The 14,597-nt window shown below is 39.7% G+C and carries 17 protein-coding genes; 6 read left to right on the forward strand and 11 right to left on the reverse strand.

Going from position 1 to position 14,597, the window contains the following annotated elements:
- A partial coding sequence (locus ACQY26_RS04295; protein WP_428047885.1) for a class I tRNA ligase family protein occupies positions 1-294 on the reverse strand: 294 nt, incomplete at its 3' end.
- 140 nt (positions 295-434) lie between these two features.
- Here ACQY26_RS04295 and ACQY26_RS04300 point away from each other — a divergent pair.
- Positions 435-725 carry a hypothetical protein gene (locus ACQY26_RS04300; protein WP_428047886.1) on the forward strand — a complete coding sequence of 97 codons (291 nt, stop codon included), beginning with the start codon at positions 435-437 and terminating at the stop codon, positions 723-725.
- A 15-nt stretch (positions 726-740) separates the two neighbouring features.
- Here ACQY26_RS04300 and ACQY26_RS04305 read toward each other — a convergent pair whose 3' ends face one another.
- The 4 genes from ACQY26_RS04305 to ACQY26_RS04320 all read right to left on the reverse strand — a co-directional run bounded on the left by ACQY26_RS04305 (position 741) and on the right by ACQY26_RS04320 (position 4,034).
- Positions 741-1,121 carry a VOC family protein gene (locus ACQY26_RS04305; RefSeq protein ID WP_428047887.1) on the reverse strand — a complete coding sequence of 127 codons (381 nt, stop codon included), beginning with the start codon at positions 1,119-1,121 and terminating at the stop codon, positions 741-743.
- A gap of 37 nt (positions 1,122-1,158) precedes the next feature.
- Complete coding sequence (locus ACQY26_RS04310; protein WP_428047888.1) at positions 1,159-1,893, reverse strand: acyl-[acyl-carrier-protein] thioesterase; 735 nt, start codon at positions 1,891-1,893, stop codon at positions 1,159-1,161.
- A 73-nt stretch (positions 1,894-1,966) separates the two neighbouring features.
- Positions 1,967-3,181: an iron-containing alcohol dehydrogenase gene (locus ACQY26_RS04315; protein WP_428047889.1), complete on the reverse strand. Its 1,215-nt coding sequence runs from the start codon at positions 3,179-3,181 to the stop codon at positions 1,967-1,969.
- 97 nt (positions 3,182-3,278) lie between these two features.
- Positions 3,279-4,034, reverse strand: a complete 756-nt coding sequence (locus tag ACQY26_RS04320; RefSeq protein WP_428047890.1) for a hypothetical protein — start codon at positions 4,032-4,034, stop codon at positions 3,279-3,281.
- Between the two features lie 54 nt (positions 4,035-4,088).
- Here ACQY26_RS04320 and ACQY26_RS04325 point away from each other — a divergent pair, with 54 nt between their 5' ends.
- The 5 genes from ACQY26_RS04325 (at position 4,089) to ACQY26_RS04345 (ending at position 9,211) form a co-directional block, all read left to right on the forward strand.
- Positions 4,089-5,279 carry an aminopeptidase gene (locus ACQY26_RS04325; protein ID WP_428047891.1) on the forward strand — a complete coding sequence of 397 codons (1,191 nt, stop codon included), beginning with the start codon at positions 4,089-4,091 and terminating at the stop codon, positions 5,277-5,279.
- 286 nt (positions 5,280-5,565) lie between these two features.
- A complete protein-coding gene (locus tag ACQY26_RS04330; protein ID WP_428047893.1) occupies positions 5,566-7,626 on the forward strand; it encodes a ribonucleoside triphosphate reductase in 2,061 nt (686 codons plus the stop codon).
- 117 nt (positions 7,627-7,743) lie between these two features.
- Positions 7,744-7,938, forward strand: coding sequence for an anaerobic ribonucleoside-triphosphate reductase (gene nrdD / locus ACQY26_RS04335; RefSeq protein ID WP_428047894.1), 195 nt, complete (start codon positions 7,744-7,746; stop codon positions 7,936-7,938).
- A 44-nt stretch (positions 7,939-7,982) separates the two neighbouring features.
- Positions 7,983-8,597 (forward strand): anaerobic ribonucleoside-triphosphate reductase activating protein, encoded by a 615-nt coding sequence (locus ACQY26_RS04340; RefSeq protein WP_428047895.1) that lies wholly within the window; start codon positions 7,983-7,985, stop codon positions 8,595-8,597.
- 44 nt (positions 8,598-8,641) lie between these two features.
- Positions 8,642-9,211 carry a LemA family protein gene (locus ACQY26_RS04345; protein ID WP_428047897.1) on the forward strand — a complete coding sequence of 190 codons (570 nt, stop codon included), beginning with the start codon at positions 8,642-8,644 and terminating at the stop codon, positions 9,209-9,211.
- Between the two features lie 215 nt (positions 9,212-9,426).
- Here the strand turns inward: ACQY26_RS04345 and ACQY26_RS04350 are convergent, their stop codons facing one another.
- The 6 genes from ACQY26_RS04350 to ACQY26_RS04375 form a co-directional block, all read right to left on the reverse strand.
- Positions 9,427-10,521 carry a GNAT family N-acetyltransferase gene (locus tag ACQY26_RS04350; RefSeq protein ID WP_428047898.1) on the reverse strand — a complete coding sequence of 365 codons (1,095 nt, stop codon included), beginning with the start codon at positions 10,519-10,521 and terminating at the stop codon, positions 9,427-9,429.
- A gap of 1 nt (position 10,522) precedes the next feature.
- Complete coding sequence (locus ACQY26_RS04355; RefSeq protein WP_428047899.1) at positions 10,523-10,969, reverse strand: ATP-binding cassette domain-containing protein; 447 nt, start codon at positions 10,967-10,969, stop codon at positions 10,523-10,525.
- 60 nt (positions 10,970-11,029) lie between these two features.
- Positions 11,030-11,845 carry a hypothetical protein gene (locus ACQY26_RS04360; RefSeq protein ID WP_428047900.1) on the reverse strand — a complete coding sequence of 272 codons (816 nt, stop codon included), beginning with the start codon at positions 11,843-11,845 and terminating at the stop codon, positions 11,030-11,032.
- A complete protein-coding gene (locus tag ACQY26_RS04365) occupies positions 11,826-13,217 on the reverse strand; it encodes a phosphomannomutase/phosphoglucomutase (RefSeq protein WP_428047901.1) in 1,392 nt (463 codons plus the stop codon). The genes ACQY26_RS04360 and ACQY26_RS04365 overlap by 20 nt, the downstream gene beginning before the upstream one ends.
- 127 nt (positions 13,218-13,344) lie before the next feature.
- A complete protein-coding gene (locus ACQY26_RS04370) occupies positions 13,345-14,034 on the reverse strand; it encodes a hypothetical protein (protein WP_428047903.1) in 690 nt (229 codons plus the stop codon).
- A 252-nt stretch (positions 14,035-14,286) separates the two neighbouring features.
- Positions 14,287-14,433, reverse strand: coding sequence for a hypothetical protein (locus tag ACQY26_RS04375; RefSeq protein WP_428047904.1), 147 nt, complete (start codon positions 14,431-14,433; stop codon positions 14,287-14,289).
- Positions 14,434-14,597 lie beyond the last annotated feature (164 nt).

Raw genomic sequence — 14,597 nt, forward strand, 5'->3', positions numbered from 1 at the left:
CTCTTTGGAAAGTTTCTTTTCTATTACGTTCTGCGTGGCTATGCCGCCGTGGTCGGTGCCGGGCACCCAGTTGGCGCATTCGCCGTTCATGCGGTGGAATCTTATTAAAGTATCCTGCAAAGTGTTGTTAAGCCCATGGCCCATGTGCAGAGCGCCGGTTATGTTCGGCGGCGGTATTACTATTACATAAGGTTTTTTATTTTCGTCTATTTCTGCTTTAAAGACGTGTTTTTCCTGCCATAATTTTGATATTTTCTGTTCTACTTCTTTAGGCTCATAAGCTTTCTGTAACATGATAATTCCTCTTATTTTTAATTTGCGTAATGTGACTATACGCCTTTACCTCTATATTTTACAATTTTAATAGGCTTGCATTTTAATTAAGATTATTACATCCCTTGGAAAAATCGCTTTTTTTTGTAAGAATATAATGTATGAAATACGAAAAATATGATAAGCCCGAAGTTATCGAACCTGAAATTTTAGACGAGAACGGCAGAACAATAAATACGGAACGCGAACCCGTCCAAGAAACGGTAAAAAGGGAATTAAACCCTTTGCGCCGCGTTTTAATGGGCGTTTTGGGGGCGGTTTCGGCTTTGCTGAGCGGATTTATGATGCTTTGCGTGTTTTTGGTCGTTTTTGTTTTTACGGCGGTGCCCGTGCTTATTTTGAGCCTTTTCGGCAGAAAACCGAACGTCAAAGTCTTCAAATATAAAGTTTAATATCTTGCGCGCGGGTTATTGCGTGATCTCAATCAAATTGTTTTCCGGGTCTGCCGCAAGGCTTTCATAATAGCCGTCGCCCGTCGTGCGGGGGCCGCTTATTATTTTAAAACCGTCTTTTTGAAGTTTCCGCGTAAGAATATCCACCGCTTCTTTCGAACCTGCGGAAAACGCCAAATGCGTATAGCCTAGGCCCTCGTTTAGGTTGTTTGGCTTAAGGCCGGGTCTATGCATAATTTCAAGCCTTGCGCTTTCTTCAAAATATAAAAAATAAGTTTTCAGCCCGGTGTTTTTGTTGTGATACAAATCGCCGGCCTCGGCGCGGAAATATTTTACGTAAAAATCTTTCATTTTTTCCAAGTCTGATACGTAAAGCGCAAAATGTTCTATTTTCATAAAATATCCTTTGCTTTGGCCGGGCTTTGCCTCGGGGTTATCCCCATTTGGTGTAAATCGCGGCGATATCCCTGCCGTCGGCGGGGCGTTTTATTATGTGCCAAAACGCATTCTGCCCGGCTTCGTGGGCGGAAACCGTCAGTTTGTCGCCTAAGCGGACTTCCGCTTTGTAGTGGATAATAATTTCCTCAAGATTTTTAGCGTCCGATACTTCTTGCGGCGCGCTTTGTACGGCCCAGGCCGAAAAATGGCTGTTGTTTACGTGATTGTTGCTGTCCAAATCTTCAAGGCGCGCGATTACGTCAAAGGAGTTTATTTCGCGGCCGAGTTCGTTTTCGCGCGGAGCCTTTTCCATGGAGGCTTCCATTATCGGCGCAGGGTTTTTATCGTTCAGGTCTATAAGGCTTTGCGGGGAACGCGTTATTTTGCGTTTGCTTAAATCCATAATAAGCCACCAGCTTACGCCTTTTGCGATGTGCTCGCCGTTTTCGTTAAACAAAATAAAATCCCTTCTGCTTTGTATTTTGTCGGAATAGCAATGCCAGGTTTTAACTTTTATCTTTTGCGCTCCGCTTACCGGCTTTAATAATTTTATCTGAACTTTTGTAAGAATCCAGGCTACGCCGTTTGCGGAAAGTTCTTCCCAGCCGTAGGAAAGATTATGCGCGTCTATGCCCGCCGCCTCCTGAAAATAATTTTGCAGCACCCATACGGGTATTTTGCCCTGCGGGTTCATTTCATGATATCTGGTTTTAAAAGTTTCTTCGTGCATACGGCCCCCTTTTAGTTTATTTTATCAAAAAAGCCCTCCCGCCAGGGGAGGGCTTTATAAACCGAAAGGCTTTTTATTTATTGTAAGGGAGCAAAGATTCTTTATAAATCGCTCTTACTCTCTCTTTGGTGCCTTCGTTGGGGGCCATGCTCAAGAGCAGGCCCAGCGACGGAGTGGTGAAAGAAAGTTCCGTCATTTTGTCTACGTCTTCTTCATGGAAGCCTTCATCTTTAAGTTTTGCCGTCGCGCCTACCGAGAACAGCCATTTTTCCACGGCTTTGGCCGCGTCATCGGCTTGGCATGAACAGCCGCTTAATCCCGGGGCGATAGGCTCCAGTATGGCGGCCAAAGTATGCGCTTTTTCCGCGTAGATATATTTTACGACCGCCGGCAGAAGCATGGCCAGCCCCAAACCGTGGGTAAGATTCGGGTTTACCGCGCTTAAAGGATGTTCCAAAGCGTGCGTGTAATGCAAGAGGCCGTTGTCAAAGCTGACGCCGGCTATCAAAGCGGCGTAAGCCAGGAAGTAACGGGCTTCAAGATTGCCGGGTTCTTTAAGAGCTAAGGGCAAATAATGCGCCACGAGTTTTACCACGGAAAGCGCCAAATCTATCGAAAAAGGCGAAGCCGCTTTTGTGGTGGAAGCTTCCACTACGTGGTTTACCGCGTCTATGGAAACATATCTCGTTTGATTTTCCGAAAGATTCGCCATTAAAGCCGGGTCGTCGATGGAGTACATCGGATAAATGCAGTCGTAGGCTATTGCCGGTTTAAAGTTCTTTTCAAGAATGGTTACCACCGCAAAGCGGTTGGCTTCGCTGCCGGTGCCGTGCGTAAGGTTTATGGCTATAATCGGCGCGGCCTTTTCCGGCGCGAACTTAAATTCATATAGTTCTTCCGCCGTTTTGCCGGGGTTTTCCATTAAAATGGCTACGCTTTTGCCTGCGTCTATGGCCGAACCGCCGCCTATCGCCAGCATTGCTTTTGCGCCGAATTCTTTAGCCATTTTTGCGGCTTCGTTTACCTGATGAGTGTTTGGATTCGGGGTAACGCCGTCGTAATGGACATACGTTATGGCGTTGTTTTTTAAAGCGGCCTGCACGTGATCCCAAGCGCCGGTTTTTTTATAAGCCCCTTTACCGGTAACTATGATAAGTTTATCAAGGCCTTTGGCCTTTAAGTCTTTTGCGATGTCTTCTATTTTTTTGATTGCGCCGACGCCGAAATATACGGTCGTGCGCACGCGGATTTCTTTTACTTCGTTGATGTTAATGTCTTTTTCCCACATACGTCCCCCTTAATTGTTTTCCAATTTATATTATAGGCTTGCCGGCCAACTTATCAAGCGCGCGGCAGCGGGAACTTAAAAGGCCGGGAAGCCTGTTTTAAAAAAACGTCATTATAAAGGAAAGTATCATCCCGGAAGAATACCCCGCCACATTGGCAAACAGCGTCAGCCCGAACAGCTCGGTATATATGGATTTCTTCCTGAAGAACAGACATAATAAGGCAAATTCGATAAGGAAAGCCGTCAGCCACAAAATGCCGTCGCTTTGGAAATAGTTTGACAGAATAAACCAATTTAAAGGAATGGTAACGGCGTTTAAAACGGAAAAGCTCAGTATTACTCCGGCCGGGAGTTTGTTCATAAAAACGAAAATCGCCGCGGTGGCCGCTTCTATTAAGAAAACAAATAATAAAGAAAATAAAATATAGCTTTTGGGCAGATTATCCGGCGCGGTTTTGGAATTTGCACTGCTTACGGATAAATCAAAGGGCGTAACCGTTATTTGCATGGCGTTTTTTCTGCCGGAAGGGGTTTTGAAAACCTCGGATTCCCGCACGGAACCGTCTTCAAATTTGATTATGAGTTTTTGATAAGGAGCAAACTCATAAGAAACCGCGTGGCAGGCGGCTTCTTGGCACTCAAGTTTTTGTATGCCGAAGTGCCCCAAAGGCTTGGGGGAAAGGCATTGATTGTCTTCGCACTGCAGCTGTTCGCTGTTGCCGGGCATGATTTTAAGCGGTTGGACGCCTTCAAACTTAAAAGAATAACTTATTTGTTCCGCCGGCGCTATGTCAGCTTTGGCGTTTAAGGATAAAAGGATTAAAGAGATAAGAACAAAAAACAGTTTTTTCATATTGGGCCGCCTCATATTTTGTATCATAAATATTATATATAAAAGGAGGCCAAAATGGATTTAAAAAAATATGCCGACGTTATGATTTTCGCTTTAAAATCGGCCCGCAAAGGGGGGAAGTTTAAACCGGGGGAAAATATCCTTGTAAGTTACGATATGCCGGCCCTGCCGCTGGCCGAGGAAATTTACTGCAAACTTATCGAGGGCGGTTTTAACGTGATTTTAAGGCCTTACGCCACGGAAAAAATGGCTAAAATACTCTACACCAAAGGCAGCGACAAACAAATAAAATTTATGCCGGAGTGGGAAAAACTTTTTACCGAAAACCTTAACGGCCTTATAGCCTTAAGAGCCCCGCAGGATTTGGCCAATTTAAAAGACGTTGACACCAAAAAAATAGCCTTGGCTACAATCGCCAGAAAGCCGATCCGCGAAATTATGGACGTAAGGGAAGAACGCGGTTTGTTTTCTTGGACTTTGGCAAATTATCCCACCGAAGGTTTGGCCAAACAGGCCGGGCTCAGCTTAAAGCAGTATGAGGCGCAAATCGCCAAAGCCTGCTTTTTAAACGAGAAAGACCCCGCCAAAAAGTTTGCGGAAGTTACCGCCCAAATCAACGAGGTTTCAAAAAGGCTTTCGTCTTTGCCGATAGTTAAACTCAGAACCCAATCCGAAGATATGGATTTGGAGATACTTTTGGGCGAAAACCGCCGTTTTATAAGCGGGGGCGGGTGCAATGTTCCCTCGTTTGAGATTTTTACTTCCCCCGATTGGCGCGGAACCCGCGGGGTTTACTTCAGCGATTTAATGAGTTTCCGCAACGGCAATTACGTCAAAGATATTCGCTTGGAATTTAAAGCGGGGCGCGTAATTAAAGCGACGGCGGAGCAGGGGGAAGACTTCCTTAAAAAGATGCTCTCTTTGGACCGCGGCGCCTGCCAGATAGGGGAGTATTCTCTTACCGATACGCGCTTTTCCAAAATAGACCGTTTTATGGCCGATACTTTATATGATGAGAACTTCGGCGGAGCTTACGGCAACAGCCATATAGCTTTGGGTTCCAGCTACAGCGACACTTTCAGCGGCAATTTGTCCAAATTGGATAAAAACCTGAAAAAACAGCTCGGTTTTAACGAATCGGCGCTGCATTGGGATTTGGTAAATACGCAAAATAAATTGGTTACCGCAACGCTTAAAAACGGAAAACATTTAACAATTTATGAAAAGGGCCGTTTTTTGGTCTGATTGCGGAAAAATTGCCTTAAAAATTGCCTTAAAAAAGCTCGCAAAAACAAGTTTGTCCACAGGTTTAAAACTGTGGACAAACTTTTATTTTATCGTCGGAGAGAAGCTTGTTGATAACATCCCGAAAAATAAATCTTAGACGAGGTTTGAAATATCTTTGCAACTTATGTAAAATTTTGTAAGCAAACAGCTTAAAACGGCCGGTTTTTATGGTTCTGGAAGTTAAATCTATCAACTTTTATCCACAATATTCGCCGCTGTTAAAAACTTTTAAGAGGAAAACGCCATGCCAAATAACGAGATTCTGCAGAAAATTATCAAAAGGGACGGCTCAACCCAGATTTTTGATTCAAAAAAGATTACCAACGCCATATATAAGGCCGGGCAAACCACCAACGAGTTTGACCTTGAAACCGCCAAAAAGCTTACTATCAGAGTTATAAACATTTTGCAGCAGCTTTATTCGGAAATAACGCCCAGCGTCGAAAATATACAGGATGTTGTTGAAGACGTGCTTTTGACTTCCAATTTTCACAAAACGGCCAAGGCCTATATTCTGTACAGGGACCAGCGCGCCAAAGCGAGGGAGATTTCCTCCAAATTTAACGTTGAACTTGTTGACCAGTATTTGCAAAAGCTGGACTGGCAGGTTAACGAGAACAGCAACATGGGCTATTCCCTGCAGGGGTTAAACAATTACGTTTCTTCCGAAATTACAAAAATTTACTGGCTTAACAAAATCTATCCGGAAAACGTAAAAAAGATGCATACCTCCGGCGATATTCATTTGCACGACCTGGGCCTTTTGGGCACATATTGCGTCGGCTGGGATTTGCAGGATTTGCTTATCAGCGGTTTTAAAGGCGTGGCCGGCAAGGCCGAATCCAAACCGGCAAAACACTTAAGGACGGCTTTGGGCCAGATAGTAAACTTCTTTTATACTTTGCAGGGCGAAAGCGCCGGCGCGCAGGCTTTTTCCAACTTCGACACTTTGCTTGCGCCTTTTATCTACTATGATAAACTCAGCTACCAAGAGGTCAAACAAGCCTTGCAGGAATTTTTATTTAACGTAAACGTGCCTACAAGGGTGGGTTTCCAAACGCCTTTTACAAACGTAACTTTGGATTTTAACGTGCCTTCCTACTTTAAAGACCAGGGCGTTATAATCGGCGGGCAGATACAGGATAAAAAATACGGGGAATTCCAAAAAGAAATGGATATGTTCAACAAAGCCTTTTTGGAAATTATGCTTGAAGGCGACGCCAAGGGCCGCGTATTCACTTTCCCTATCCCCACTTATAACATAACTAAAGATTTTGATTGGGATAATCCCGCGTATCAGCCGCTTTGGGAAATGACGGCCAAATACGGTATTCCTTATTTCGCGAATTTCGTCAATTCCGACATGAACCCGGAAGACGCGCGTTCTATGTGCTGCCGCTTAAGAATAGACAACCGCGAACTTAATCGCCGCGGCGGAGGGCTTTTCGGTTCGGCTCCTTTGACGGGCTCTATCGGCGTGGTTACGATAAATATGCCGCGCATAGGCTACTTGGCTTCCACGGAAGAAGAATTCTTTAAACTTCTTGAAGAACGCATGGAAGCGGCCAAAGTCAGCTTGGAAATAAAACGCAAGGTTATTGAACGCTTTACCAACGCCAATTTATATCCGTATATGACTTTCTACTTAAGAAGCGTCAAACAGCGCTTTAACGAATATTGGAAGAACCACTTCTCCACGATAGGGCTTGTAGGCTTGAACGAAGCCTGCCTCAATCTTATGGGGGAAACGGTCGGCAGCGAAAAAGGCCGCAAATTCGCCGTAAAAGTCATGGATTTTATGAGGGCGAAGCTGGTTGAATTCCAAAAGGAAACCGGCAACAATTACAATCTTGAAGCCACTCCGGCGGAAGGGACCTCTTATCGTTTGGCCCGTTTGGACAGGGAAAAATACCCGGATATTATCGTGGCCGATAATGAACAGGCCGCGCAGGGCAGGCCCCCTTTCTATACAAATTCAAGCCAGCTGCCGGTAAACTTTACCGACGATATCTTTGAGCTTTTGGATCTGCAGGACGAAGTCCAGTCCAAATATACCGGCGGGACGGTGCTGCACATTTTTATGGGCGAAAGAATTAAAGATACGGATGCCCTTAAAAAATTCATCAGGAAAGTCTGCGAAGGCTATCAGCTGCCGTATTTTTCCATAACGCCGACTTTCAGCGTCTGCCCCAAATGCGGATATATTGAAGGCGAGCATTTTGAATGTCCTAAATGCAAGGCCGAAAAGATAGAAAATATCGAAAAACAAATCGCGCTTTTGGAAGAGCAGCTGTACAGTAAATAAATTTTACGCCCTTTGTAAATAGGGCTAAGGACCTAAGAAAAAATAGGTCTTGTTGGGCAAATAATAATTTGCGAAAATAATAAAGGCGGTCAAAAAACCGCGCAGGAGGAAGTGATTATGACGGCACAAGAAAGACACAATATCGAAACGAAGATTTCCGAGCTTAAAGCTGCCAAAGAAGCGGCCAAAGGCACCAACTGCGAAGTTTACTCCAGAGTGGTGGGGTATCTCCGCCCGGTTCAGAACTGGAACAAAGGCAAAAAAGAAGAATTTGCCATGCGCAAGAACATTAAAATGTCCTGCGGTTGCTAAGTTTTAACAATGTTTATTTTTATCCTAAGGCAGGTGTGTTGTAAGTGAAGATTAGCGGACTTTTGAAGTTTTCAATGATAGATTTTCCGGGCAGTATTTCGGCGATAGTATTTACCCAAGGTTGCAATCTGCGTTGTGCGTATTGTCATAATCCGGAACTTATACCGCCCGCCCAGGATGAAAATAACGCCATAGCCGAAGATGACGTCTTGGATTATTTGGAAAGACGCAAACATTCTTTAGACGGACTCGTCATTACCGGCGGCGAGCCTACTCTCCAACCCGATTTGGCCGATTTCGCGGCGAAAGTAAAAGCGATGGGATACTTGATAAAGCTGGATACTAACGGCACAAATCCCGGCGTTCTTAAAGAACTGATAGAAAAGAAATTGGTTGATTTTGTGGCCATGGACATAAAGGCCCCGTTTGAAAAGTACGAAGCCGTCTGCGGCCCCGCCAATTTGGACGCGGTAAAAGAGAGTATGAATATTATCATTTCTTCCGGCGTTAATTATCAATTCAGAACAACTTATTACAAAGAAGTCCTAAACGACGGCGACATAGAAACCATAAAAGCCATGGTTCCCGATCAGGCGCGCTTTCGTTTGCAGGAATGCCTTCCCGTAAAGAAGAAAGACGTTCTTAAAATAGAACATTAATTTCCGTCCTTTTTGTATAATAAATATATTATATGGAGGTACAAATGATTACCCTTGCAATAGTTTTGATAGTTATTGCCGTGATAGCCGCATTGTATACTATCAGTGTTTATAACGGATTGATTACGCTTAAAAACCGCGTAAAAGAAGCTTGGAGCGATATCCAAGTGCAGCTTAAAAGACGTTATGACCTTATCCCCAACCTCGTGGAAATCGTAAAAGGTTATGCCGCGCATGAAAGTTCCACATTGGAAAAAGTAATTCAGGCCCGCAATATGGCCTTAAACGCGAAAGGCGATATGGAAGGCCAGGCCAAAGCGGAAAATATGCTTACTTCAACGCTTAAGAGTTTGTTTGCCGTGTCGGAAAATTATCCCGATTTAAAGGCAAATCAGAATTTTCTTAAACTTCAGCAGGAACTTTCCGATACGGAAGACAGGCTTCAGGCCGCAAGAAAGTTCTATAACACCAACGCCAAAGATCTTAATATATCAATAGAATCTTTCCCTTCAAATATAATAGCTTCTTATTTTAAATTTGAAAAAGCCGAACTGTTCACTTTAGATGAAAGCGAAGCCGAACAGGCCAAAAAGGCTCCTTCGGTAAAGTTCTGATTTAAATCGATATTTGTTTAATCGCCCCCGTATGCGAAAGCTGCGGGGGCTTTTGTATGTCGACGTTATGTGTCGGGTTAACTCCTGCGGGATTTTATCACTGATTAACTCTTTTAAAAAATAAAACGGCCCGATTTCGGCGGCGGCTGTCTGCGCTTTAATAATTAAAAACCCCAGGTTTAAGCCCGGGGTTTATAGTTAAAGCAAATAAAAACTTATAAAGGTTTTTGATATATCCTGTAAGTTTTCGTTTTGTAGCAGCCGGCTTCTTCAATGACGGAAATAATCGCTTTATTATCCTCCAGCATCCAGGAAAGCTCCGCCTTGTTCCAGCCTTTGCTTACGCCGTTGTCAACCACGTGTTTAACAAGCAAAAGCTCAAGGCCTCTGCTGCGATGAGCCGGGTGTACGCCCAGCATTATCATGCGGCAGTCGCGTATTTTGCGCCAGGCAAGCAAAGCTTTCGGCAGTTTAAACGGATTAAGCCCGCCGTTAAGGATCTTAAGGACGTGGTTCATATTGGGTATGGAAATGGCAAATCCGGCCGCTTCGCCCTTTATTTCTATCATGCAGGTAAGTTCCGGGCGCACTATCAGTTTAAGCTGTTTGGCGGTTTCCTGTATTTCTTCCTCCGTTATGGGGACAAAACCGTAGTTTTGGCTCCAGGCGGCGTTATAAATTTCCCTGACTGTTTTGACTTCATTGTCAAAATCGTTCATGTTTATGGAGCGCATCGTAATTTCGGGGTTTCTGAGTATGCGTTGTATAATCTTTTGCATACGCGGGGAAAAATCATTTTTGTCCGTCCTGTCAAAAGCCAGCAAATCTTTGGCTTTTTCAAGCCCGGCGGATTTTATAATTTCGTCATAATAAGGCGGATTATACGGCATCATTATACACGGCATGGAGTCAAAAGAATCAACGAGTACGCCGCAGGTATGGTTCGTGCTTGGGTTAAGCGGCCCGCGCATAGCGGTTTTGCCCTGTTCTTTAAGCCAAGCGGCAGCCGCGTCAAAAAGAGCCTTTGCGGTTTCCGGGTTGTTTTCGCATTCAAAAAAACCGAAGAAGCCTATATTGTCGTTCCAATGTTTATTATGGTTTTCGTTGACTATGGCCGCTATTCTGCCTACCGTTTGGCCGTCCCTTTTCGCCAAAAAAAGTTCCCTTCCGGCATGGTGCCAGAAGGGATCTTTCGTTAAAAGATGTTTCGTATCCGTTTTAAGTTCGGGTACGTAAAATTTATCGTCTTTATATAATTTAAAGGGAAAGGCGATAAATTCTTTGAGTTCCGCTTTTTCTACGCTGAGCATTTTATTTTATAATACCCAAAGCTTTTCCCGCATTGCCGAACACTTCTATAATTTTGTCGATTTCTGAATTTGATAGTGTTGTATTAATCTTTAGCGGTTCTTTTAACGTGTCGTAAATTTTCATTTTAGGGTCAAGGCTAGAGTATGGGTTTTGAAAAATCATCTGTACATGTTTTCTAAATTCTTTAAGTTCAGTTGAAGACATTTTAAGCATGTCTTTCTCTTGGAAAAATATTTCGCCTTGATTTGGTTCTTCTAATTTGATTATTGCTTTTGCAAGTGTTGATTTCCCGCAACCAGATTCTCCTGCAATCGCAAGAATTTCTCCACGCTTGATGTCTAAAGATATGCCATTTACGGCTTGGACAACCTGTTTACCGCCAAGAATACCCTTGCTGGTTTCGTATTGCACGTGAAGATTCTTTATTTCAATAATATTATTACCCATAGAAAGAGTTTAGCTTATTTTTCTATATAATGCAATTGCTTGGTGGGTAATTTATGATATTTATCTACCTAAAAGTTTTATAGCTTCCATTTCCATTTTGTTTGCACGATTTAAAGCTTGTTCAACAGTGCTGAAGTCAGGAGCTACTTCTGGTGGAACTTGTGATTGTGGAGATGGAATATATTTTGGTTTTACAGCTTCTTTTGGGATACCGCATTCAGGAGATGGGATGTATCTTTTTACCTGTTGTTGAGGTAATGTAGCTGATTGAGTTGTTGTAAGTTTGTCTGAAGCGTCTTTGACTGTTGGTTTGTTAGGTAATGTTGCGCTTTGTTGTGGTCTATTTACATATTGATTAAGTAAATTAGTTGGAGATTGAGGAATATGAGTTGGTTGTTGAACTTTTTGAGCTGCTATTTTTGCCGCTTCTGCAGATTTTATAGCTTCTTCTAAAGCTTTTTGTTCACCTGCATTTGGTGCTTTGGGTTCATTTTTTGTTTCTTCTGTGTCTTCATCCAATACAGATTTTGTTGGTCTACCAACAAGTTTATGTACTCCTTGAGTTGTTAATTTTGCCAAGAATGGTGAAATAATCATCATTGGGATTGCAACTCTTAAAGGGACACCAGCAAGGTTTTTGAAGAAATTACCAGATTTTCTTAACAAGTTCAAATTCCATTTTGAAGCTGAACGTCTAGCTAATCTTGTTTCGTTACCTATGTTTATAGCTCCGCCAACTTTTTTCAATAATTTAGTGATTGGGTTTTTAACGTTTGCTTTAAGCATATCTTTAAGTGCTTTTTTACGAACTTTGTAAGTTGCTTTATCCGCAAGACGTCCAGCTTTAACATCTTCATTAAATTTGGTATACTTCATTTTTTTTCTTAAAAAACTCTATTCTCTCTTCATATGCTTCTAATTCATTTAATCTTTCTTTTGTTAATGCTTCAAATCTAGTTGTTACATTTGGACCTGTATTTGAACATCTAACTAAAGCCCATCCATCTTCAAAATATACTTTTATTCCGTCTATATTAGATATTTTATAATTTTTACTTTGACAATATTCTTTAACTTTATCTATTACTTTAAATTTAGTATCATCAGAAAATGCAAATTTAGCCTCTGGTACACTGTAATATTTATTAACACCATCTAACATACTACTAAGTGGTTTATCATTTTTAGACATAATTTCTAATAATTTAAGACCTGCAAATAAACCACTTGTAATAGGAGGAAAAGAATCATTAAAATATATATGTCCAGAATACTCTATTCCAAATAATATATCATTTTTCATAACAGCGTCCATCATATAAGATGCACCTGTTCTATTTTCATATGGAGTTCCACCTAGTTTTAAAATTTCATCTTTAACTATTTTAGAACATTTTATATCATAAAGTGCTTTTTTATTATCACTATTTTTTAATAATTCTCTAAGTACTGCTACTGCATATTCATCTGATGTCATCATTTTACCAGTTTCATATACAAAACCTGCTCTATCACCATCACCATCAAAACCTATTCCAACATCTGCATTACATTCAATTACTTTCTTCTTTAAATCAGTAATATTTTCTTCTACTATTGGATCTGGATGATGATTTGGAAAATTACCATCTGATTCATCATAAAGCATAACTAAATCAATTGGAAATAAACTATAAAGTTCTTTTGCAAAAAGTGATGTTGTACCATTTCCACAATCTAATACTACTTTTAATCTTCTATTTCCAAAGTTTAAATTATCTTTAAATAAATGATAGTACTCATTTTTTATATCATATCTATATAATGTACCTAATCCTTCATCAAATTCACCATTTAATACAAAATCTCTAAATTTATATATTTCTTCACCTTTAGCATTTCCTACTTCATTAAAAGAAAATTTAAATCCATTATCATCTTTTGGATTATGACTAGCAGTTATCATTATTCCAGGATTAATTTTCTTTATTATTCTTGCATAATAAAGCATTGGCGTCGTAACAAGTCCTAAATCTATTACATTAACACCTGTACTTAATATACCTTTAGTTAATGCTTCATTTAGTAAGGGTGAACTAAGTCTATTATCATGACCAACTAAACATATTTTCTCACCCATTTTTTTTATATATGTACCATAAGCTTTACCTATTGTATAACTTACATTTTCATCTATTTCAGAAGGATATATTCCTCTTATATCATATTCTCTAAATATATTTGTTTTTATATCTTTTGTTATTTTCATTCTATCACCTATTTTTAATTATATATTATTAAATTAGAAACGTCAAAATAATTAATACTATTCCATATAAATTATATGTAAAATGCTTTTTAATATGAAAAAAACAAATCTCTATACAAAAATTTGTTTATTTTACATTTCCATTATATTTTTTCATTATAGAAAGTTCATTATATTGAATTACTTTAACTTGTGATCCAAGTTCATTAGGAGACGCTATTTCTAGAAGAGTTGATACCTGTGCAATCAACCTAAGTTGCTCTAAGAAATTCTTTTGAAATTCTTCATCACTCATTCCATTTGTTTCAAATTCATTATATCTTATACCAAGCACTACATCTGTTGAATCACATAAATGTTTACCATTTTCAGGTCCATAGAATACAATTCTTTTTTCATCATTTTCATATGGATTTATAACAGTTAAATAAGTTCTTTTTATAAATTCTCTTGCTTCATCATCAAGATTATCTTTCTTTGATAAAAACTCTAAATCTTCTTTACTAAGTTTTTCAATATATAAATTATTTCTTAAATAAATATAATCTAATCCCATAGTAGACGATATTTGATAAAAGTCCATATCTTCTTCCTTTATTTGTACAAATTTTAAATCAGATGATTTCATATTATCATCAATTAATTCAAGTGGTAACTTTTCTTTTAAATAACTTTCAAATAATTTTTTATAATTATTTAATAATTTAAAATACTCATTATTTTCATCATCAATTTTAAATCCCTTTTCTACTAATAAATCATTATTTCTTTCTTGTGGATATTCATATTCAATATTTTCTTTTGTAATCATTATCATAAGCACTCCTATCTACAAACATTATAACACAAACTACATTTTATTATCAATTAAATACTTATAAGTTAATGTATATTTTATACACACTTATATATAGTCCTGTAAACTATTTTCTAAGAACAATATTCCATTACAAATACATTTTATTATGTACCCACAATGCGACCCTATACCTTTCTCTTATTATAAATTATAGTAGTCAGGGATTTATATCATCAAAAAATAACTTCAAAAAGAAGTTATTTTTCTAGACTATTTCTTAAGTTCATGTAATGCACATTCCATCATAGGCTTCATATTTTTCATCATTCTATCCATTGTACCATCTTTATACTTGATATATGCTAGAACTGAAAGTCCACCTATCATACCGTACATCATACTTTTCTTTAATTCCATATAAATCACCTCTATAGTCTTTGGTATATACCACTATTAGTGTTTACATGATTTAAAAATTTATACTAGATTTTAATAAATCACATAAAAGAGTATTTCTACTTTCTCCTTCTAACTTACTAGTTGCATAAACAAAAGCACTTTTTTCACCAACTAAAGTTAAA

The sequence above is a fragment of the Candidatus Proelusimicrobium excrementi genome, from assembly GCF_937881865.1.
Lineage (GTDB): Bacteria > Elusimicrobiota > Elusimicrobia > Elusimicrobiales > Elusimicrobiaceae > Proelusimicrobium > Proelusimicrobium excrementi.